The following is a 20,804-nucleotide window of genomic DNA, read 5'->3' as shown; positions in this document are numbered from 1 at the left end:
CGGCGTCCTCCTCATCACGACCGGCGTCCCGGCGCCCGGAGCGGTGCGATGACCCGCGACCCGGGCTCCTTGTCCTTCGAGCCGTTGACCCCGACGTCGTATCTGGATCGTGCCGCGGCGGCGCACGGGGATCGGGTCGCGGTGGTGGATGGGCGGTCCCGGTGGACCTATGCGGAGCTGCGTGATCGGTGTCAGCGGTTGGCGGGCGGGCTGGCCCCGTTGGCCGGGGGGCGTCCGGTGGCGGTGCTGGCGCCGAACACGCATGTGTCGCTGGAGGCGCACTACGGGGTGCCGTGGGCGGGGGTGCCGCTGGTCGCGGTGAACACCCGGCTGTCGGTGGGCGAGGTCGCCTACATCCTGGAGCACTCCAAGGCGTCCGTGCTGATCCACGACCCGTCGTTCGACGCGTTGGTGGACGAGGCCCTGGCCCGGCTGGCCGCCCCACCGCACCGGATCAGGGCGGGGCGGGAATACGAGGATCTGCTGGCCGCGGCGGAGCCGCTGCATCTGACCCCGACCGACGAACGGGCGCTGCTGTCGATCAACTACACCTCGGGGACCACGGGCCGCCCGAAGGGCGTGATGTACCACCACCGGGGCGCGTTCCTCCAGGCCGTGGCGATGGTGGGGCACACCGGACTGACGCCGTCGAGCGTGCACCTGTGGACGCTGCCGATGTTCCACTGCAACGGATGGACGTTCCCGTGGGCGGTGACCGCGGCGGCTGGGACGCACGTCTGCCTGCGGCAGGTGAATCCGGCGGAGATCTGGCGACTGCTCCGGGAGGAGGGCGTCACGCACCTCAACGGGGCGCCGACGGTGCTGTCGATGATCGCCTACGCCCAGGAAGCCGCACCACTGGACCGCACGGTGCGGATCGCCACCGGTGGGGCGCCGCCGTCACCGGCGATCCTGCGGCGGATGGCGGAGCTGGGGTTCGAGGTCACGCACCTGTACGGGCTGACCGAGACTTACGGCCCAGCGATGCTGTGCGACTGGCGCCCGGAGTGGAACGACCGCGACGCCGCGGCACAAGCGCGGCTCAAGGCGCGCCAGGGCGTCGGGAACATGATCTCGTGCGTGCCGCGGGTGATCGCGGACGACGGCACGGACGTCCCGGCGGACGGTGTCACCACGGGGCAGATCGCGTTGCGCGGCAACAACCTCATGCTCGGCTACCTCGACGATCCGGAGGCCACCCTGGCAGCGGTGCCGGACGGATGGTTCCGGACCGGGGACATCGGCATCCTGCACCCCGACGGGTACGTGGAGCTGCGTGACCGCTCGAAGGACGTGATCATCTCGGGTGGGGAGAACATCGCGTCGGTCGAGGTGGAGCAGGCGATCATGGATCATCCGGCGGTACTGGAGGTGGCGGTGATCGCGGTGCCGGACGAGCGCTGGGGTGAGGTCCCTGCCGCCTATGTGAGCCTGCGGGAAGGCGCTACAGCCACCGAGGCGGAGATCATCGAGCATGTGCGGGGCAGGCTGGCCCGGTTCAAAGCGCCGAAGACGGTCACGTTCGCCGAGTTGCCGAAGACCTCCACCGGGAAGATCCAGAAGTTTGTGTTGCGGGACAAGGCATGGGCCGGGAGCGAGAGCCGCATCCGGTGAACGACGTGAACGGACCCGTGGCACGCGAGGTCGTCGTCAGGGAGTGTCACGCCTCGTGCTTCCACGCGGCAGGGCGCCCGGCGGGTGTTCGGGAACACGAAGAGTTCCTGCCCGCAAGGGGACTTCTCCTTGGCCAGGCCCTCACATGAAGGAGGCACCAGATGAAGAAGCGCGTCGGGTCCTCCCCGGGTGTCCGTACCGAAGGCGGTGGTCGCGGGGTGGTCTCCCGGGCTTCATCAGGGGCCCAGTCCCTGAACGCGTCCGGTCGCCCCAGGTCTCAGGGCCCGCGGCAGGTAGTCGCTGTCATCCTCATGTGGCGGGGCCGCATCGGGTTGTTCAAGCACAGTGGATCTGTCCAGCATGATGCGGGCTTGTGGCACTGCATCACCGGATACCTGGACGCTGACAGCGACCCGGTACGGCAAGCCATCCAGGAGATCTGGGAGGAGACTCTGCTCCCCGCCCGCGCTCTGGAGCAGCTGACTGCGGGCCCCACGCTGCGTCTGGCCGACCCTCGTGGCGGGCCGGACTGGACCGTGCACACTTTTTTGGCCTGCACCAGTCAACGCCGGCTCACTCTCAACTGGGAGCACAAGGCATACCGGTGGGTACGGCCTGGGAAGCTGCCACAGTTCGACGGGCAGGTCGCATGGCTGACGGATGTCCTGCGCGCAGTCGACTCTCTGCCGTCAGCCAAGGCGCGTGATGGGGTCGCGTCTTAAGGCCGGTGCGAACCGGTCCATCGCCCCGGGCCAGCCGATCAGGTTGCCCGAATCCGAGCAGAATGCTCGATTTATAAGAAACATCTTGTGCAGTCGCAGAGTTACCCGTCTTCTGGCGGAGCATAACGCGAAATTTCTACGGCATGGTGCCGAATGCGGAGGTGGTCTGTGATGGTCGAGGAACTGAGGTCGGCCGGCGGCGACGGCGGTCCTGCCCAGCCGGAGGAGCTTGCCGCGCTGGAGTCGGTCGAACAGCGGGTGCTGTGGCTGTCCACCGCGATCATCGACCACGCCAACCGGGTGCGGCCGAACCCTTCGGGGCTGAAGGTGGGCGGTCACCAGGCGTCCAGTGCCTCGATGACCTCGATCATGACGGCGCTGTGGTTTCATGCGCTGACTGCCGAGGACCGGGTGTCGGTCAAGCCCCACGCCTCACCGGTGTTGCATGCGATCAACTACTTGCTGGGCGAGCTGGACGAGTCCTACCTGACCACGCTGCGTGCCTTCGGCGGTCTGCAGAGCTACCCCAGTCGTTCCAAGGACCCCGACCCGGTCGACTACTCCACCGGTTCGGTCGGTATCGGCGCCACCGCGCCCCTGTGGGGCGCTCTCGCCCGGCGCTACGTGGAGGGGCGCTTCGGCGGTGCCGGGAGGGGGCGCCAGTACTCCCTGCTCGGCGACGCCGAGCTGGACGAAGGCGCGATCTGGGAAGCCCTCCAGGATCCGATGGTGCCGGGCCTGGGCGAAGTGGTGTGGGTCGTCGACCTGAACCGGCAGTCTCTCGACCGAGTCATCCCCGGCATCGCCGCGGACAGGCTGCAGGGCATGTTCGCCGCGGCCGGCTGGCAAGTGATCTCCCTCAAGTACGGGCGTCTCCTGCAGGAGTTGTTCACCCGGCCCGGCGGCGAGGCCCTGCGCGCTCGTATCGATGCCATGGGCAACCCCGAATACCAGCGCCTGCTGCGCTGCTCCGCCGACGAGCTGCGCGAGCGCCTGCCCGGCACCGGCTCGACCGCCGGGCCGATCGCCGACCTCATCGCCCCCCTGGACGACGCCTCGCTCCTGGCGGCGCTGCGCAACCTGGGCGGCCACGACATCGGCGCGCTGTCGGACGCGTTCGCCGGTGTCGACGACACCCGCCCGACCGTGATCTTCGCCTACACGGTCAAGGGCTACGGGCTCCCCGTCGAGGGCCACCCGCAAAACCACTCCTCGCTCCTGACGGCCGACCAGATGAGTGCACTGGCCGACCGCCTGGGAACCGATCTCGACCACCCGTGGACGCGTTTCGGCGAGGGTTCGGCGGAAGCGGCCCTGTGCGCGGCGGCCGCCCAGCGGCTGCGCCGCCCCGAACAGGCGCCCCAAAAGCCCCCGGCGGTCCCCGCCGACCTAGCGCGCCCGGCCCCTTCCGGCATCGGGAACACTCAGCAGGCTCTCGGCCGCGTCCTGCTGGATCTCACCCGGCGGGCGCCGGAGGCGGCCGCCCGGATCGTCACCGTCAGCCCGGACGTCAGCTCCACCACCAACCTGGGCGGCTGGCTCAACAAGGTGGGCGTGTGGTCGCCCACCGAGCGCACCGACTGGTTCGCCGACGACGCCGAGACCATCCTGCACTGGCGCGAGCAGCCGGCCGGTCAGCACGTGGAGCTGGGCATCGCGGAGACCAACCTGGTCGGTCTCCTCGGCGAGCTGGGCGCCACCTGGAGCCGGTGGGGCCAGCCGCTGCTGCCGATCGGCGTCGTCTACGATCCCTTCGTCAACCGGGCACTGGAGCCCTGGTCGTTCGGCATCTATGCCGGTGGCCAGTCGATCCTGGTCGGCACCCCCTCCGGTGTCACCCTCGCGCCGGAGGGCGGTGCACATCAGTCGATCACCACCCCCTCGCTGGGCATCGAACAGCCCGGCTGCGTCACCTATGAGCCGGCGTTCGCCATCGACACCGAATGGTGCCTGCTCGCCGCACTCGGCAACTTGGCCAGTCCAGAAGGCAGGTCGGCCTATCTGCGGCTGTCGACCCGACCCATCGACCAGTCGACAGCCGCGGTGCCCAGCGACCCGGCCGCTCGCGAACGCCGTCGCCGACAGGTGACCGCCGGGGCCTACCGGCTGCGGCAGCACGAGAAGCCCGTGGTGACACTCGCCGCGATGGGCGCTTTGGTCCCGGAGGCCCTGGCCGCCGCCGACCGGCTCGCCGCCCTCGGGTATGGCGCCGACGTGGTCTGCGTGACCAGCCCGGACCTGCTCTTCCGCGCGCTCCAGGCCCGTCGCGGCCTGTCGGACGACCCGGCCTGGATCCTCGACCAGGTCTTCCCCCCAGGCCGGGCCACCCCGCTGGTCACCGTCCTGGACGGGCATCCCCACACCTTGGCTTTCCTGAGCACGATCCAGAACGTTCCCGTCAGCACTCTCGGCGTGACCCGGTTCGGCCAGTCCGGGGCGATCGAGGACGTCTACCGCTACCACTGCATCGACACGGACAGCATCGTCACCACCGCCCTCGACCTCGTCGATTGAGGAAGAACCCTCGACAACACCGTGCTGGGTCGCACCAGGAGTTGACCGCGGCAGCCACCATGCACAACCGGTCCGCCGCGCCGTCCCCTCGCCGGGGATTCGCCTCTCATACCCCGTCCGGCGGCACGTCCCTGTCCTGCCGGAAAGACGTACCGCCGGACGGTCCCGGCACAGCCGACCCGTACCACCACCCCATGGGGCAACAGCTCCCCACCCACTCCGTCCGGCGGCACGGCGCGGCACCCGCCCTGACAAGCCGCGCCGTGCCGCTGGACGGTCGCAACCAACCTGTCCGTCCTTCCCACGGCGAGCCGAGCAGACGCACCACCCAGACGATTGGACATGTGATGAAGGCTCTGAGCGGAATCGAACGAAAGTGGTCCGGGGCTCCGGCCATTCCCCGACCAGCCGCACCGTCAGCCAGTCGTCCGTATCTGGCCGTGGGTGGCAGGATCGGCGAGGTCGTCTCCAAGCCGTCGGCAAGCGCCTCCGCCGCCGATGAGCGCGAGGACGAAGGGTTCCTCCGCTGATGCGCATCGTCCTCGTCGGGCCGCCGGGTGCTGGAAAGGGCACTCAGGCCACACGTCTGGCCGGGAAGCTGTCGATCCCGCACATCTCTACGGGCGATCTGTTCCGGGCCAACATCAGTCGGCAGACCGAGCTGGGGAAACTCGCGAAGGTCTCCATGGACGCCGGCAACCTCGTCCCCGACGAGCTCACCATCGCGATGGCGAAGGACCGCATGCGACAGCCGGATGCCGAGAACGGCTTCCTGCTCGACGGTTTCCCGCGCAACGTCTCGCAGGCCGAGGCGCTCGACGAGCTGCTGAAGACCGAGGCCATCACGCTGGACGCGGTTCTTGACCTCGAAGTCCCCGAGGGAGAGGTCGTCGAGCGCATCGCCGGCCGGCGCATCTGCCGCAGCCGGCCGGCACACGTGTTCCACGTCTCGTACAGCCCGCCGAAGAAGCAGGGCGTGTGCGACGTCTGCGGCGGTGAGCTCTACCAGCGCGACGACGACTCCGAGGAGACCGTCCGCAAGCGGCTCGAGGTCTACCACACGCAGACCGAGCCGATCATCGAGTACTACAAGACGCAGGGCCTGGCGGTCACGATCTCCTCCCTGGGCCCGGTGGACGAGGTCACGCGGCGGGCGCTGGAAGCCCTCGAGCGCGAGGACGACGGCAAGTAGCCGCCGGCACGTCTTCCACCACCAAAGACGGCGGCGGGCGTATGCCCAAAGCGGAGCGCGCTTTGACGTCCGAGGAGACCTGACCGGCGAGAACGTCGCAAAGCATCCATCGAGGGATGGCTCGCGCACCAGGCTCCGCCAACGGCATCTGGGCCTTCTGCCAAGTCCCACCAGGGAGGGGACCGGCTCCACCGGATTGAGGACCGGGTGTGATCCAGCGTCCTCATCGCGGCGGCGAAGCCGGTCCCCTCCTCACCGATCATGCGGTCCGCGGGGATGCGGACGTTGTCCAGGCAGACCTCGTACCTTGTTGTCCAGGCAGACCTCGTACCTTGTTGTCCAGGCAGACCTCGTACCTTGAGGAGCCCTTGGTGCCGAGCTTCTTCTCCGGGGTGCCGAAGGAGACGCCCTCGTCGGACTCCTCGACGACGAATGCGCTGATGCCCTTGGAGCGCTTGGTGGGGCCGGTGACGGCCATCGCCGTGCAGTACTCGGACACGTCCCCGTAGGTGATCCAGCGCTTGACGCCGTTGAGCACCCAGTGGTGGCCGTCGCGGACCGTCTTGGTCTTCATGCCGGCCGCGTCGGAGCCGGCGTCCACGATCACGGTGGGGAGGGCGTCCGCGCCCGCCCCACCGTACTCCTCGGGCACGTGCATCGCGTGCAGGTCATTCGCGACGAGGGCCTTGCGGGCCTCCTGCGGGAAGCGGGCCTCCTCGTCCACCGCAGCGGCGTCCGAGACCCGCCCACCGCGGCAGGAGGGTGCCTCCTGAGCTGCAGTTTTCCCGCAGCGGCTCAGGAGGCCGACTCCGCGTTCTCCGCATCCGGTCCGACGCGTCCTGGACGGCGTTAGTCCCGCTCGCGGTCAGGCCGGATGCGAACGTGGCGGTCGCGTCCAGCGCCATAACCGGCAGCGGCCATGACCAGGCTCAATGCGGTGAGGAGAAGGAGAGCACCAGTCCAGCTGCCGGTGGTGTCGTGGAGGACGCCCAGAAGAAGGGGTCCGGCCGCGGCGACGAGATAGCCGATGGACTGAGCCATCCCGGCCAGGGCCGTGGTCTCGCTGGGACCAGTGGCACGTTGGCTTTGGAAGCTCAGGGCGAGCACGAGACAGACACCGGCGCCCAACCCGAGAAGAGTGCACGCCGCGAGTGCGAGCGCTGGGAAGAGGAGCAGAAGCGCGAAGCCTGCGGCGACGATCGCTGAGCCCGCGGCCGCGGCGAAGCGCTGGTCGTGGCGGCCTCGAGTGATCAAAGGCAGCAGCATGCTCGTGACCAGTGCGACGAGCTGGTAGTAGAACAGCATCCAGCCGGCAGCTGTGGTGCTCATGCCCTGCTCACTGAGGATGGTGGGCAGCCAGGCGACGGCGGTGTAGAAGGCAAGGGATTGCAGGCCCATAAAGAAGGACACCTGCCACGCCAGCCAGGATCGCCATGGGGTTCGAGCGTGCGTCCCACGAGACCGAAGGCCGCTGTCCGGGCGGGACCCGCGTAGCCGAGGCAGCCACACGGCGAGAGCGGCGACGGCGACGACTACTCCCCAGGCCAGGGCGGAATGCCAGGTTCCGGGTAGGGCCTCGGCAAGCGGGACGGAGATGCCTGACGACAGAGCGGCGACCACTCCCATGGCGGTGACGTAGAGAGCGCTGACGGTATGAACCCGCGAGCCGGGCACGTGGGTGCGAATCACCGTGGGCAGCAGGACGTTGCCAACTGCGATCGCCACCGAGAGGATCACGGTTCCGACGAACAAACAGGCAAGCGAAGGCAAGGACCGGATCACGGTGCCCGCTGCCAGCACTGCGAGGGCAGCTACGAGGAGGCGGGTGGTGCCGACCCGGTGCGAGGCGCGCCCGACAAAGGGCGAAGTCACAGCGAACACAAACAGCGGCAGGGTGCTCAGTACGCCACCCTCTGACGCGGTCAACCCGGTGTCGTGCTCGATGGCCGGCAGCAGTGTGCCCACACCCGTCAAGGTCACGCGTAGGTTGGCCGCCACCAAAAGGATCGCGATCAAGAGGCCGGCCGAAAGGGCGGGCGTAGTAACCGGCGTCTTCGGGGTTGTGATCCGGTCGGCCTTCGTAGCCGTGGTGAGGCCGGCGCTGGAGTTCCTCGAGGTGGTCACTTCTGCCGTTCCGTTCCGGTCTCGGTGAGCTTCACGATCTCGGTGGCGCAGTAGCGTGCACCGACCTCGTCTTGGGCGGCGATCGCCTCAACGAGACGCCTGTGCAGAAGGCTGTGCTCTGAGGCCGTCGCGCTGGGCCAGAGCGTGCCGCCGATCTGTTCGGTGACCGCGGTGCTGAGGACGTCGTACACCTCGGTGAGAAGGGTGTTCCCGCTGGCACTCACCACGGCCTGGTGGAAGCGGGTATCGCTCTCCGCGATGGCGGGCATCTCCGCTGACTCCACTGTCGCCTCGGCCTCGTCGAGGAGGTGCCGCAGGCGGTTCAGGTCGTCTTCGGTACGCCGCAACGCGGCCAAGCCCGAGGCGTACTCTTCCAGCACTGCGCGCAGTTCCAGCACGTCGCTCCACCTCGAGGTGTTGGCGCGCCTCATCAGTACCGAGTGCATTTCGCTCGATGTCCGGACGTACGTCCCGTCACCCTTCCGAGCCTCCAGCAGGCCCAGATGCACCAGTGCGCCGAGCGCCTCGCGCACCGTTGTACGCCCGACACCGAGTTGCTCGACCAGATCATGTTCGGGCGGAATCCGCATCCCTACAGGCCATGCGCCGGATGTGATCTGCTCGCGAAGGGTGTCCACCAGTTGCGCCGACAAGCTCGCGACGCGGCGAGGCGCATGAAGTTCTTTCATAAGGCGACCCTAACACCGAATGTCTGACATCTGTACGTGATCTAGGTCGCCACCCGCCTTGGTCCTCCTGTCGTGCCTGGGCCGCGTCCTCCCTGGTGGTGCCGTCGGGTCGCAGCCGCGCGAGGGGATGGCGGATCGAAGCCTGACGCGGCGGGCACATTACTGCGCATTAACCTTTTTCTCTTTCGTTCACGCCTTGACTGCCCTGATATCAGGACATACGTTGAATGTGAATCGTCCATAACGTTAGTCATGAATAACGACGGAAGAGTCGGTACGGACGTCGTCGCCATGGCTGAGGGGCCACCCCCGCCGGATCCCCGGTGGCCGGGCACCGCCACACCGCGCCCGACGCGTTCCTCTCCGGCCTCGTCGTCTCCCGCCCCACCGGGAACACCCCCAGGACAGCACCATGCCTCACAACCTGCCCGTGAAGCTCGGCAACAGCCTTGAGACAGTCTCGTCCGCTCGGACAGATGTGGTCTTCCCTCTGCCTCCCATTCCAGAAGGTCTTGCCGCCGTCCGGCGACGCGCCGCCCGCGCCATGCAACAGTGGCGCATCCCCTCGGACCTCGCGGACGATGCGCTTCTGGTCGTCTCCGAACTGATCACCAACGCGGTCGTTCATGCCCTTCCCCCTGCGTCGCTCTGCTTGTCCCGGCAGGGTGGCCGGGCTGCGTGCGCTGTCCGCATCGAGGTCACTGACGCGGGCCCGGCGCTGCCGCGCCACCACGGCGGCAGTCCTCGGCAGCCCGAGGAGAGCGGCCGCGGGAGCGCCATCGTCGCCGCACTGTCCGCCCGCTCCGGAACCGCGATTTACCAAGGCGGGACCACTCGATGGGCGGAAATCCAATAGCCCACGCCCTGACCAGGCCCCCGACGTCCACCCCGCATGGCAGCGTGCGGTCGCGCGGCAGACGTGTCACCCGCGGCTGGTGCCCTCGGCTGGTCACACCGGGCACTTTGCTGACGTGGCACCGTCGTCTGGTGCGCTGGAAATCGCGCCGAACTCCAGCCGCGCCCGGTCGGCCACCGCTCGTGGAGGAGATTGCGGCGTTCATCCAGCGCCTGGCGCCAGAGCTGGTCGGCCGACTGGACCGGTCCACCCGGTCGTCCGAGGGGACCAGCCCTGCGCCAACGGGCGCGAGGTACCGCTCGGCCTGGAAAGCAACGCCGACGCGGACGCAGCCCGCACTCGCAGCCGCGGGCGCCGGCGCCGCTGGGGGGCTGGGCGGGGTGGGGCGCGGCTGCCCTTCGTCAGCCGCAACCGCTGGCTCCTCTGAGGGCCGGATGCTTCTCGGGCCGGGGCACCTCCGCTCGTTGGCGGAGGTGCCCCGGCCGTTCGCGCTGCCACAGGCCAGGCCGCGGAGCGAGCCCATAGGCGCGTCCTGAGGGCAGGCGATGGGAAGGGGGGCCGTCCTGGCAGGGACCTACAGCCCGGCATAAGAGGGACGGATGGCGCGCCCCAGGTGCGCCGAGAGTCCCTCCAGACGGCCATCGCGAGCGACGAGCATGCGAAGCGCGGAAGTGCCGCGGGCGGAGTGAGGGAGAGACCGGCGATGACGGCAACGGTGACAGCCGGGCACCGGGCGGCGACCGAGGCATGGCGAGGCTTCACGGACCACGCTCTCTCACTCGGCGAGCTTGCCCCACCGGCTGCTGCCGGTCTCAGGGATGACGCGGCGTTCGACGTCGCGGCTGCGCCGCACAAGTGGTGCCGGTGTGCGCGTTCGGCCGATCATCGCCGTGTCGGGGCCGCACTTCCCGCGCTGATGGCGGGACGTGTGAGCATATGGGGCCCGTTGTCCGCCGGTGACCGGGGTGAGCTGTGGTGAGTGCGCCGACCCTTCCTTCTGCCGAAGGAGTCGCGATCGGTAAGGAGGGGCTGGTCGCCCTGGTCGATGTGCTGCGGGCACGCGGGTACACGGTGGTCGGACCCACTGTGCGGGACGGTGCCATTGTCTTGCAGGAGCTGGAATCCGCTGCTCAGCTGCCGTATGGATGGGGCGTGGACCTGGAGGCCGGGCAGTACCGGCTGCGGTCGCGTACGGATGGCGCGGCGTTCGCCAACGCGGCCGGTCCGCAGTCGTGGAAGACCTTTCTGCACCCCGCCCGGGTCCGCCAGTGGACGGCGGAACGCGCGGGCGGAGAGCTGGTCATCGAGGCGGACGACACCGCGCCTCCCCGTTTCGCGTTCCTCGGTGTCCGCTCGTGCGATCTGCGGGCCATCGCCGTCCAGGACCGGATCCTCACCGCAGGGCCGCACTCCGACCCGGTCTATCGGGGCAGGAGGGCCGGGGCGTTTCTGGTGGCGGTGGAGTGCACCGAGCCCGGTGGGACCTGCTTCTGCGTCTCGATGGGCACCGGTCCCGCCGCCGGGCCCGGGTACGACCTGGTGCTGACCGAGCTGGTCGACGACGGGGGACACCGGTTCTGGGCCCGCGCCGGCAGCGCGGAGGGGGCCGAGATCCTGGCGGAGCTACCGGGCGAACCGGCCTCCGAGGCCGTCTGCCGGGCCGCCGTGGGCGCCGTCGCGTCCGCCGCCGAGCGGATGGGCCGCACGATGCCGGACACCGACATGCGGCGGCTGATGGCGGAAACGCTGGAGGCGCCCCGCTGGGACGACGTCGCCTCCCGGTGCCTGACCTGCGGCAACTGCACCATGGTGTGTCCCACCTGTTTCTGCACCACCACCGAGGATGTCACCGACCTGACGGGGGACCACGCCGAGCGCTGGCGGGTCTGGGACGTCTGCTTCGACCTGGACTTCTCCTATCTTCCGGGCGGACCCGTGCGCGCCTCGCCGCGCAGCCGCTACCGGCAGTGGCTCACCCACAAACTGGGCACCTGGTACGACCAGTTCGGGTCCTCGGGATGTGTGGGCTGCGGGCGGTGCATCGTCTGGTGTCCGGTCGCCATCGACATCACCGAGGAGGCCGCGGCCCTGTACGACTGGACCCGGCGTGCGGAGGACGAGCCATGATGACCGGGTGGCCACTGCTGCTGGAGACCCTTCCCCGGGTCCAGCGCGACCGGCTGTTCACGCTCGCCGACGAGCGGGACTTCTCCGCGGGCAGCACCCTGTTCGACGAGGGCGACATCGCCGACCGGTTCTGGCTGATCCGTTCCGGCGAGGTCGCCCTGGATGTTTACGTCCCCGGCCGTCGGGCCCAGGTGGTGGAGACCCTCGGGCCGCGGCAGCAGCTCGGATGGTCGTGGATCTTCCCGCCGTACCGCTGGCATCTGGGCGCCCGCGCCTTGGGGACCGTGCGGACGTGGGAGTTTCCCGCTGCCGAGGTGCGTGAGCTGTGCATGGCCGATACAGCGCTCGGATACGAGCTGATGCTGCGTTGCGCGGCGCTGATCGCCGACCGGCTGCAGGCCACCCGGTTGCGGCTGCTCGACCTGTACACGCCGCACGGAAGCGTCCCGTCGTGACCACTGTGCCCGTGCCGTACCGGGTGACCGCTGTTTCGGCGGAGACCGCGGACTGTGTGTCGCTGGAGGTGGCACCGGTGGGGCGGGCGCTGCCGGAGTTTTCGCCGGGCCGGTTCGCCATGGTGTACGCCTTCGGCGTCGGGGAGGTGCCGATCTCGGTCAGCGCGACCGGTGACGGCCGCCGTCTGGTGCACACCGTGCGTGCGATCGGCGCGGTCACCGGCGCGCTGTGCCGGCTCAGGGCCGGGGACGCGATTGGCCTGCGGGGCCCCTACGGTACGGGCTGGGACCTCGACGCGGCGGCCGGGTTGGACGTCCTGGTGGTCGCCGGCGGTATCGGGCTCGCCCCGCTGCGCCCGGTGGTACGCCATGTGCTCGACCGCCCCGGCCACTACGGCCGCCTTCACGTGCTGATCGGGGCCCGCACCCCCGAGGATCTGCTCTACGGGGAGGAACTGGAGCACTGGCGGCGCGCCTCGGCCGAGGTGGAGGTGACCGTCGACCGGCCCGTCCCCGGCTGGCGCGGCAGCGTGGGCGTGGTCACCACCCTGCTGGACCGGGTCGACTGGCGCCCGGATCGGACCGCCGTGCTGATCTGCGGCCCCGAGGTGATGATCCGGCACACCGCCCGGGTGCTGCTCACCCGCGGCCTGCCCGCGCGTCGGATCCAGGTGTCACTGGAACGGAACATGCGCTGCGGCACCGGCCACTGTGGTCACTGCCAGCTCGGGCCCCTGCTGCTGTGCCGGGACGGCCCGGTGGTCGGCTACGACCGCGCCCGGCCCCTGCTCGCCGTCAGGGAGCTGTGACGTGGAACCCGACTCCCGCCCCTCCCTGGCCGTGTGGAAGTTCGCCTCGTGCGACGGCTGCCAGCTGACCCTGCTCGACTGCGAGGACGAACTGCTCCCGCTCACCGACCGGGTGCGCATCACGCACTTCCTGGAGATGTCCAGTGCTGAAGACTCCCGGGAGCCGGCCACCCTCGCGGGGACCGGGCCGTACGACCTCTCCCTGGTGGACGGGTCCATCACCACCGCCGAGGATGTCCGGCGCATCCACCGCATCCGCCGGATCTCCCGCCGCCTGGTCACCATCGGCGCCTGCGCCACCGCGGGCGGCATCCAGGCGCTGCGCAACTTCGCGGACGTCGAGGAATTCCGGGCCGCGGTGTACGCCAGTCCGGAGTACATCGCCACCCTGGACACCTCCACGCCCATCTCGGCGCATGTGCCGGTCGACTTCGAGTTGCGCGGCTGTCCGATCGACCGCGGCCAGCTGTTGGAGGTGATCACGGCGTTCCTGGCCGGGCGCAAGCCGAACGTCTCCGGCCACAGTGTCTGCTTCGAGTGCAAGCGGCGCGGCACGACCTGTATCACCGTCGCCCAGGGCATCCCGTGCCTGGGGCCGGTCACCCATGCCGGGTGCGGTGCCCTCTGTCCCGCCTACGGGCGTGGCTGCTACGGCTGCTTCGGGCCGATGGTCCAGCCCAACCTGGAGGCCATGGTGCGCGAGCTGCGGCACGACGGCATGACCGAGCGGGACATCGTGCGGGTCTTCCGCACCTTCAACGCGGCCTCGCCCGAATACGGCCCCGTACCCGAACTCGCGGCGCAGGAGACCCCCGGGCCCCCGGCGGAGGAAGAGCCCCGATGAGCCACCGCGGATCCCGTGTGCTGCGTCTGGACGCACTCGCCCGGGTGGAGGGGGAAGCGGCCCTCCACCTGGCCGTGCGCGACGGGACGGTCACCGAGGCGCGACTGCGGATCTACGAGCCGCCCCGCTTCTTCGAAGCGTTCCTGGTCGGCCGCGGCCACGGCGAGCCACCCGACATCACCTCACGGATCTGCGGGATCTGCCCGGTCGCCTACCAGACGACCGCATGCCAGGCCATCGAGCGGGCCTGCGGGGTGACGGTCGACGGACCGGTCGCGGAACTGCGGCGGCTGCTCTACTACGGCGAATGGATCGAGAGCCAGTCCCTGCACATCCATCTGCTGCACGCCCCCGACTTCCTCGGCCACCCCAGCGCCGTCGAACTCGCCCGCGAGCACCGCGCGGCCGTGGAGCGCGGCCTGCGGATCAAACAAGCGGGCAACACCATCATGGAGCGGCTCGGCGGCCGCGCCATCCACCCGATCAACGTCCGGATCGGAGGCTTCTACCACGTACCCGCTCCGGCCGAACTCGCCCCGCTGGCCGAGCGGCTGCGCCGGGCCCGTGACGACGCGCTGGAGACCGTGCGCTGGGTGGCCGGCTTCGACTTCCCCGATGTCGAATACGACGGCCCGCTGCTGGCGATGCGCGACCCCGGCCGGTACGCCATCGCCTCCGGAACCCCGGCCGTCATGGCCGCCGGGGCGGGATCGGACGGCGCCGCCCCCGTACGAGCGCTTCCGGTGGAGGAGTTCGAGCGCCATGTGGTGGAACGGCAGGTGCCCCACTCGACCGCCCTGGTGTCCGAGCTGGACGGCCACCACTACCTGACCGGCTGCCTGGCCCGTTACGCGATCAGCGGACGGTGGCTCCACCCCTCGGCCCTCGACGCGGCACGAGCGGCGGGGCTGGGCGATCCGGCCACCGGCGCGGTGTGCCGCAATCCGTTCCGGAGCATCATCGTCCGCGCCGTCGAGGTTGCCCATGCCGTGGCTGAGGCGCTGCGGATCATCGACGCCTACGAGCCGCCCTCCCGGCCGTACGTCGCGGTCCCAGCGCGCCCGGCCACCGGCTGCGCGGCCACCGAGGCGCCGCGCGGGCTGCTCTATCACCGCTATGCCATGGACGCCGACGGCACCCTCACCCTGGCCCGTATCGTGCCGCCCACCGCGCAGAACCAGGCGGCCATCGAGGACGACCTGCGCCGCCAGGTGCAGTCCCGCCTGGATGAGCCGGGCGAGCCGCCCGGCGACGAGGAGCTGACCGCGCTGTGCGAGCGGGCGGTCCGCAACCACGACCCGTGCATCTCCTGTTCCGCGCACTTCCTGGACCTGACGGTGGAGCGCGGATGACGGGCCGGGTGGTGGTCATTGGCGTGGGCAATCCGTACCGCCGGGACGATGGAGCCGGCCCGGCCGTGATCGAGGCCCTGCGTACCCGAGTGCCTGCGGGCACGGTGCTGGCCGACAGCGATGGCGAGCCCGGGAGGATGCTCGGCCTGTGGCGCTGGCAGGATGCCGTTGTCGTGGTCGAGGTGGTGCACGCGCATCCCGGGCGGCCGGGGCGGCTGCACACGCTGACGGCGGAGCGTGCCGCGCGATGCGCCGCCCGCTCCGCCAGTACCCATGCCCTCGGGCTCGGTGAGACCTTCGCCCTGGCCGCGGCGCTCGACCGGATGCCCAGGGAGCTGACGGTGCACGCGGTGGAAGGGGGCGACTTCGGCCTCGGCCGCGGGTTCAGCACCGCGGTGGCCGACGCGCTCCCCGAGCTGATCCGCCACGTGGCCAAGGCCATCGACGAGGCGCACGACCGGTTTCGGTTCGCGAGCGCGCTGACCGACGACCGGGGAACCGCATAGTCCGCCCGCTGGGCAACATGGTGCGTCGCCTGGGCCGTTCGGGGTGCGTCGGGCCGCCGCGCGGGCGTGGTTTCCCACGATGGCCGGCCCCGTTCCTAACATGGCGAACGGTCTGGTCGGACGGGTTTGGTGGCACGGCCGGAACCTCACGCAGGCTCATGACCACTCCGGACGGAAGCGCCGTGTCCATGAAACAGCCCTTGGTGTCCGGCTCCGCCATGGCGGAGCCGGACACCAAGGGCTCGCAACGGCCGGTCCGCCGCATGCTGGCGGTCGGTGGTGTGGTGCAGGGAGTCGGCTTCCGGCCCTTCGTCCATGCGTTGGCCACCGAACTGGGCCTGTCCGGACAGGTGGCCAACGGACCGGCCGGGGCGCGGATCGAGATCGAGGGCGACCCCGAGGTGGTGGACGCCTTCTGCCACCGGCTGACGGCGGACGCACCACCGCTGGCGGACATCGCCGCGGTGGCCAGCTCCGAGCTGCGCCCGACCGGCGGCACCGGTTTCGCGATCGTGCCCTCCGCGAAGGGCCACGGCCGCACCCTGGTCCCGCCCGACGCCGCCACCTGCGACGCGTGTCTGACGGAGCTTGCCGACCCGGCCGACCGCCGCCACCGGCACCCGTTCATCACCTGCACCGACTGCGGCCCGCGCTTCACCATCACCACCGCCATGCCGTATGACCGGGCTACGACCACCATGGCGGCCTTCCCGATGTGCCCGGACTGCGCGGCGGAGTACACGGACCCGTCCGACCGGCGGTTCCACGCCCAGCCCATCGCCTGCTGGGCCTGCGGGCCACGCCTGAGACTCACCGGCTCCGTACGACGGGAGGGCGGGGCCGCGTTGGCCGGGGCCCGGCGGATGCTGGCGGCCGGGGCGATCCTGGCGGTCAAGGGCATCGGCGGCTATCACCTGGTCTGCGACGCCACCGCCCCGAGGGCCGTGGGCGAACTGCGACGCCGCAAGGCCCGTGCGGACAAGCCGTTCGCCGTCATGACCCCCGATTCCGACTCCGCCGCCCGGCTCGGCCACCTCGGCCCGGCGGAGCATCGCGTCCTCACCGGGCGGTCCCGCCCCATCGTGCTGCTGCGCCGCCGAACTCCGTCTCCGCTCGCACCGCAGGTGTGTCCGGGGAGCCCGGACATCGGGGTGATGCTGCCCTACACCCCGCTGCACCGGCTCTTGTTCGGCCTTCCGGGCGATCCACCTGGTCCCGGCGTCTTGGTGGTGACCAGCGGAAACGTTTCCGGCGAGCCGCTGGTGACCGACGACCGGGAGGCGCTGCGCCGTCTGGACGGGCTGGCCGACGCCTGGCTCTGGCACGACCGGCCCATCGTGGTGGCCTGTGACGACTCGGTGGTCCGGGTCCGTGCGGACGGTTCGCCGCTGCCGGTCCGCCGCTCGCGCGGCTTCGCCCCGGTGCGTATCGGTCTTCCGGTGGCCGTCCGTCCGGTTCTCGCCGTCGGTGGGGATCTGAAGAACACCCTGTGCTTGGCAGAGGGCGACTCCGCCTGGCTGTCCGCCCATATCGGGGACATGGACAGCCTGGCCGCCCAGCGGGCCTTCGAGCGTGCCGAGGGTCATCTGCGGGCGCTCACCCGCGTCGACCCGGTCCGCGTCGCGGCTGATCGCCACCCCGGCTACCGGTCCGCGCGATGGGCACGGCGTGGCGGCCGGCCGCTGACCCTGGTGCAGCACCACCATGCCCACATCGCTTCCGTGATGGCGGAGCACGGGCTGGACGAGCCGGTGCTCGGCGTCGCCTTCGACGGCACTGGCTACGGCGACGACGGCGCCGTCTGGGGCGGCGAGGTGCTGCTGGCCGACTACGCGGGCTACCGCCGTCTGGCACACCTGGCGTACGCACCCCTGCCGGGCGGTGACGCGGCGGTGCGCAACCCGTATCGGATGGCACTGGCGCATCTGCGCGCGGCCGGTCTCGCCTGGTCGCCCGACCTGCCGTGCGTGGCCGCCTGTCCGCCCGAGGAACGCCGGCTGCTGGAAGGCCAGTTGGCGCGCGGTATCGCGTGTGTGCCGACGTCCAGCGTGGGGCGGCTGTTCGACGCCGTGTCCTCGCTGGTCGGTGTCTGTCACCGGGCGGGGTACGAGGCTCAGGCCGCCGTGGAGTTGGAGGCCGCGGCCCTGACCGCCGACGGGGTGCGGGACGGCTATGCCTTCGCGCTCGAGGCTCCCGCACCGCTGCTGGCGGCGATCGTGGCCGACCTCCGCGCGGGTACGGCGGTCCCGCTGATCGCAGCCCGCTTCCATCTGGCGGTGGCCGGTGCGGTCCGCACGGCCTGCCGGAAGGCTCGCCAGAGCACGGGAGTGCGGACGGTCGTCCTCACCGGCGGGGTGTTCGCCAACGCCCTCCTGGACGAGATGTGCACCGCCGCGCTGGGCGAGGACGGTTTGACCGTCCTCGGGCACACGGTGGTGCCGCCCGGCGACGGCGGCCTGGCCCTGGGACAGGCGGTCATCGCCGGCCGCGTCGCCGACGACTGAGGAACCGAGGAGGAGCACATGTGCCTGGCGGTACCCGGCCGCGTGGTCGGCATCGAGGAACGGGACGGCACGCCGATGGCGCGGGTCGACTTCGGCGGGGTGGTCAAGGACGTCTGCCTCGCCTATTTGCCTCAGATCCAGGTCGGTGAGTACGCGATCGTCCACGTCGGCTTCGCCATCCAGCGGCTCGACGAGGAATCCGCCCTGGCCACCCTCCGGCTCTTCGAGCGGATCGGGGCACTGGACGAAGAGTTCGGCGATGCCTGGGAACGAGCGGCGGCCGAGGTGGAACGGGCGCCCGAGGAGGAGAACCGGTGAAATACATCGACGAATTCCAGGACCCTGCCCTGGCCCGACGGCTCTTGGACGACATCGCCCGGACGGTCACCCGGCCCTGGACGATGATGGAGGTCTGCGGCGGTCAGACCCACTCGATCATCCGGCACGGCATCGACCAACTGCTGCCCGAGAACATCGAGCTGATCCACGGGCCGGGCTGTCCGGTCTGCGTCACACCGCTGGAAGTGATCGACAAGGCGCTGGAAATCGCCTCGCGCCCGGGTGTGGTCTTCTGCTCATTCGGCGACATGCTCCGGGTGCCGGGAAGCGACCGCGACCTGTTCCGGATCAAGAGTGGCGGCGGTGACGTCCGTGTCGTCTACTCACCGCTGGACGCGCTGCGGATCGCCCAGCAGACCCCGGGCCGGCAGGTGGTGTTCTTCGGCGTCGGCTTCGAGACCACCGCGCCCGCCATCGCCATGGCGGTCCACCAGGCCAAGCGGCTCGAGGTCCGGAACTTCAGCCTGCTGGTCTCACATGTCCGGGTGCCGCCGGCCATCGAGGCGGTCATGCGATCACCGGACTGCCGCGTCCAGGCGTTCCTCGCCGCCGGGCACGTCTGCAGCGTCATGGGCACCACCGAGTACCCCGACCTCGCCAACACCTACAAGGTGCCCATTGTGGTGACCGGATTCGAGCCGCTGGACATCCTGGAGGGCATCCGGCGGGCGGCCCGCCAACTCGAGCGAGGAGAACACCGCGTCGAGAACGCCTACCCACGCGTGGTGCGCCCGCAGGGCAATCCGGTCGCCCTGAGCGTGCTGCGAGAGGTGTTCACCACCACCGACCGCGCCTGGCGCGGGATCGGCACCATCGCGGACAGTGGCTGGCGGCTGTCGGACGCCTACCGTGACTACGACGCCGAGCACCGGTTCGAGGTCACCGGTCTGGTCACCGACGAGCCCGCGGTGTGCCGCAGCGGAGAGGTGCTCCAGGGCCTGATCAAGCCCCATGAGTGCGCGGCCTTCGGCACCATCTGCACTCCGCGCACACCGCTCGGCGCGACCATGGTCTCCAGCGAGGGCACGTGCGCCGCCTACTACCTGTACCGGCGTCTGGCCACGCCCCGCATCGAGGAGACGGCTTCCGTTGACTGACATCACCGCCGACACCGCAGGCTGGTCCTGCCCGACGCCGCTGCGCGACCACCCGGTGGTGGTGATGGGCCACGGCGGCGGAGGAGCGCTTTCCGCGGAGCTGACCCGGCACCTCTTCCTCCCGGCCTACGGCAGCCAGGCGCTGCGAGGACTCACCGACTCGGCCGCCGTCACGCTCGGGGGCGCCCGGCTGGCCTTCTCGACCGACTCCTACGTCGTCCGCCCGCTGTTCTTCTCCGGCGGCGGCATCGGGGATCTGGCGGTCAATGGCACCGTCAACGACCTCGCCATGAGCGGAGCCGTTCCCGCCTATCTGTCCTGCGCGTTCATCCTGGAGGAGGGCACGGAGCTGAGCACCGTCGGCCGGATCGCCCAGGCGCTCGGCGCGGCAGCCCGAGCGGCGGACGTCACGGTGGTCACCGGCGACACCAAGGTGGTCGACTCCGGCCACGGCGACGGTGTGTACGTGAACACGGCGGGGATCGGGCTGATCCCCGAGGGCGTGGACATCCGTCCGCAGCGTGCCCGGCCCGGTGACGTGGTGATCGTCAGCGGGCCGATCGGACAGCACGGCATCGCCATCCTCAGCGTCCGCGAAGGGCTGACGTTCGGCACCGAGGTGGTCAGTGACACCGCGCCTCTGGCCGGACTGGTCCAGGCGATGCTCGCCGTCACCCCCGGAATCCACGTCCTGCGCGATCCGACGCGAGGCGGCCTGGCCGCCGCGCTCAACGAGATCGCGACCGCTTCGGACACCGGTGTCGTCCTGGACGAGGGAGCGGTGCCTGTCCCGGAGGCGGTGGCCACCGCTTGCGCCCTCCTGGGCCTGGACCCTCTGTACGTGGCCAACGAGGGCCGCCTGGTCGCCTTCGTGCCCAGGAAAGACGCCGACGCGGTACTGGACGCGATGCGTGCCCATCCGCTGGGACGGGAGGCGGCCGTGATCGGCACGTGTGTGGCCGAACACCCCGGCATGGTCGTGGCCCGCACCGGACTCGGCGGGACCCGGATCGTCGATCTGCCGCTGGGCGAGCAACTGCCCCGGATCTGCTGAACGGCA

The 20,804-nt window shown here is 70.4% G+C and carries 16 protein-coding genes and 1 pseudogene; 14 read left to right on the top strand and 3 right to left on the bottom strand.

Annotated elements, in window-relative coordinates; genetic code table 11:
- Positions 1 to 48 precede the first annotated feature (48 nt).
- The 3 genes from AS97_RS08615 to AS97_RS08600 all read left to right on the top strand — a co-directional run bounded on the left by AS97_RS08615 (position 49) and on the right by AS97_RS08600 (position 6,042).
- Positions 49 to 1,614 carry an acyl--CoA ligase family protein gene (locus AS97_RS08615; RefSeq protein WP_125759017.1) on the top strand — a complete coding sequence of 522 codons (1,566 nt, stop codon included), beginning with the start codon at positions 49 to 51 and terminating at the stop codon, positions 1,612 to 1,614.
- An 893-nt stretch (positions 1,615 to 2,507) separates the two neighbouring features.
- Complete coding sequence (locus AS97_RS08605) at positions 2,508 to 4,850, top strand: pyruvate dehydrogenase (RefSeq protein ID WP_125759021.1); 2,343 nt, start codon at positions 2,508 to 2,510, stop codon at positions 4,848 to 4,850.
- Between the two features lie 529 nt (positions 4,851 to 5,379).
- The gene (locus AS97_RS08600; protein ID WP_059149054.1) at positions 5,380 to 6,042 is read left to right on the top strand and encodes an adenylate kinase; all 663 of its coding nucleotides are present in this window, start codon (positions 5,380 to 5,382) and stop codon (positions 6,040 to 6,042) included.
- 194 nt (positions 6,043 to 6,236) lie between these two features.
- Here AS97_RS08600 and AS97_RS08595 read toward each other — a convergent pair.
- The 3 genes and pseudogenes from AS97_RS08595 to AS97_RS08585 all read right to left on the bottom strand — a co-directional run.
- Positions 6,237 to 6,775, bottom strand: a pseudogene (locus AS97_RS08595) (acyl-CoA dehydrogenase family protein); the annotation flags it as partial.
- A 116-nt stretch (positions 6,776 to 6,891) separates the two neighbouring features.
- Positions 6,892 to 8,166 carry an MFS transporter gene (locus AS97_RS08590; protein WP_247204282.1) on the bottom strand — a complete coding sequence of 425 codons (1,275 nt, stop codon included), beginning with the start codon at positions 8,164 to 8,166 and terminating at the stop codon, positions 6,892 to 6,894.
- A complete protein-coding gene (locus tag AS97_RS08585) occupies positions 8,163 to 8,855 on the bottom strand; it encodes a FadR/GntR family transcriptional regulator (protein ID WP_086706484.1) in 693 nt (230 codons plus the stop codon). Before AS97_RS08585 ends, AS97_RS08590 begins: the two co-directional genes overlap by 4 nt.
- Positions 8,856 to 9,267: 412 nt before the next feature.
- Between AS97_RS08585 and AS97_RS08580 the strand changes: the two genes are divergently transcribed.
- From AS97_RS08580 to hypE, 11 genes are all read left to right on the top strand, one after another.
- Positions 9,268 to 9,711: an ATP-binding protein gene (locus AS97_RS08580; RefSeq protein WP_125759023.1), complete on the top strand. Its 444-nt coding sequence runs from the start codon at positions 9,268 to 9,270 to the stop codon at positions 9,709 to 9,711.
- 975 nt (positions 9,712 to 10,686) lie between these two features.
- Positions 10,687 to 11,838 carry a 4Fe-4S dicluster domain-containing protein gene (locus tag AS97_RS08575; protein ID WP_236669548.1) on the top strand — a complete coding sequence of 384 codons (1,152 nt, stop codon included), beginning with the start codon at positions 10,687 to 10,689 and terminating at the stop codon, positions 11,836 to 11,838.
- Positions 11,835 to 12,293, top strand: coding sequence for a cyclic nucleotide-binding domain-containing protein (locus AS97_RS08570; protein ID WP_312846990.1), 459 nt, complete (start codon positions 11,835 to 11,837; stop codon positions 12,291 to 12,293). Before AS97_RS08575 ends, AS97_RS08570 begins: the two co-directional genes overlap by 4 nt.
- Positions 12,290 to 13,102, top strand: a complete 813-nt coding sequence (locus tag AS97_RS08565) for an FAD/NAD(P)-binding protein (protein WP_210564644.1) — start codon at positions 12,290 to 12,292, stop codon at positions 13,100 to 13,102. The genes AS97_RS08570 and AS97_RS08565 overlap by 4 nt, the downstream gene beginning before the upstream one ends.
- A 1-nt stretch (position 13,103) precedes the next feature.
- Entirely contained in the window at positions 13,104 to 13,946 is an 843-nt protein-coding gene (locus AS97_RS08560) for an oxidoreductase (protein ID WP_236669549.1), read from the top strand.
- Positions 13,943 to 15,298: a nickel-dependent hydrogenase large subunit gene (locus AS97_RS08555; protein WP_059149062.1), complete on the top strand. Its 1,356-nt coding sequence runs from the start codon at positions 13,943 to 13,945 to the stop codon at positions 15,296 to 15,298. Before AS97_RS08560 ends, AS97_RS08555 begins: the two co-directional genes overlap by 4 nt.
- Positions 15,295 to 15,804, top strand: coding sequence for a hydrogenase maturation protease (locus AS97_RS08550; RefSeq protein ID WP_210564643.1), 510 nt, complete (start codon positions 15,295 to 15,297; stop codon positions 15,802 to 15,804). The genes AS97_RS08555 and AS97_RS08550 overlap by 4 nt, the downstream gene beginning before the upstream one ends.
- Before the next feature lie 218 nt (positions 15,805 to 16,022).
- The gene (gene hypF, locus AS97_RS08545; RefSeq protein ID WP_210567165.1) at positions 16,023 to 18,308 is read left to right on the top strand and encodes a carbamoyltransferase HypF; all 2,286 of its coding nucleotides are present in this window, start codon (positions 16,023 to 16,025) and stop codon (positions 18,306 to 18,308) included.
- An 18-nt stretch (positions 18,309 to 18,326) separates the two neighbouring features.
- Positions 18,327 to 18,626: a HypC/HybG/HupF family hydrogenase formation chaperone gene (locus tag AS97_RS08540; RefSeq protein WP_059149064.1), complete on the top strand. Its 300-nt coding sequence runs from the start codon at positions 18,327 to 18,329 to the stop codon at positions 18,624 to 18,626.
- Complete coding sequence (gene hypD, locus AS97_RS08535) at positions 18,623 to 19,744, top strand: hydrogenase formation protein HypD (protein ID WP_210564642.1); 1,122 nt, start codon at positions 18,623 to 18,625, stop codon at positions 19,742 to 19,744. The genes AS97_RS08540 and hypD overlap by 4 nt, the downstream gene beginning before the upstream one ends.
- On the top strand, positions 19,737 to 20,798 hold the full coding sequence (gene hypE / locus AS97_RS08530) for a hydrogenase expression/formation protein HypE (RefSeq protein ID WP_059149066.1): 1,062 nt from the start codon (positions 19,737 to 19,739) through the stop codon (positions 20,796 to 20,798). The genes hypD and hypE overlap by 8 nt, the downstream gene beginning before the upstream one ends.
- Positions 20,799 to 20,804: the final 6 nt, after the last annotated feature.

The organism is Streptomyces sp. AgN23 (assembly GCF_001598115.1).
Taxonomy (GTDB): domain Bacteria; phylum Actinomycetota; class Actinomycetes; order Streptomycetales; family Streptomycetaceae; genus Streptomyces; species Streptomyces antimycoticus.
This window is presented reverse-complemented; position numbering and strand designations above follow the sequence as displayed.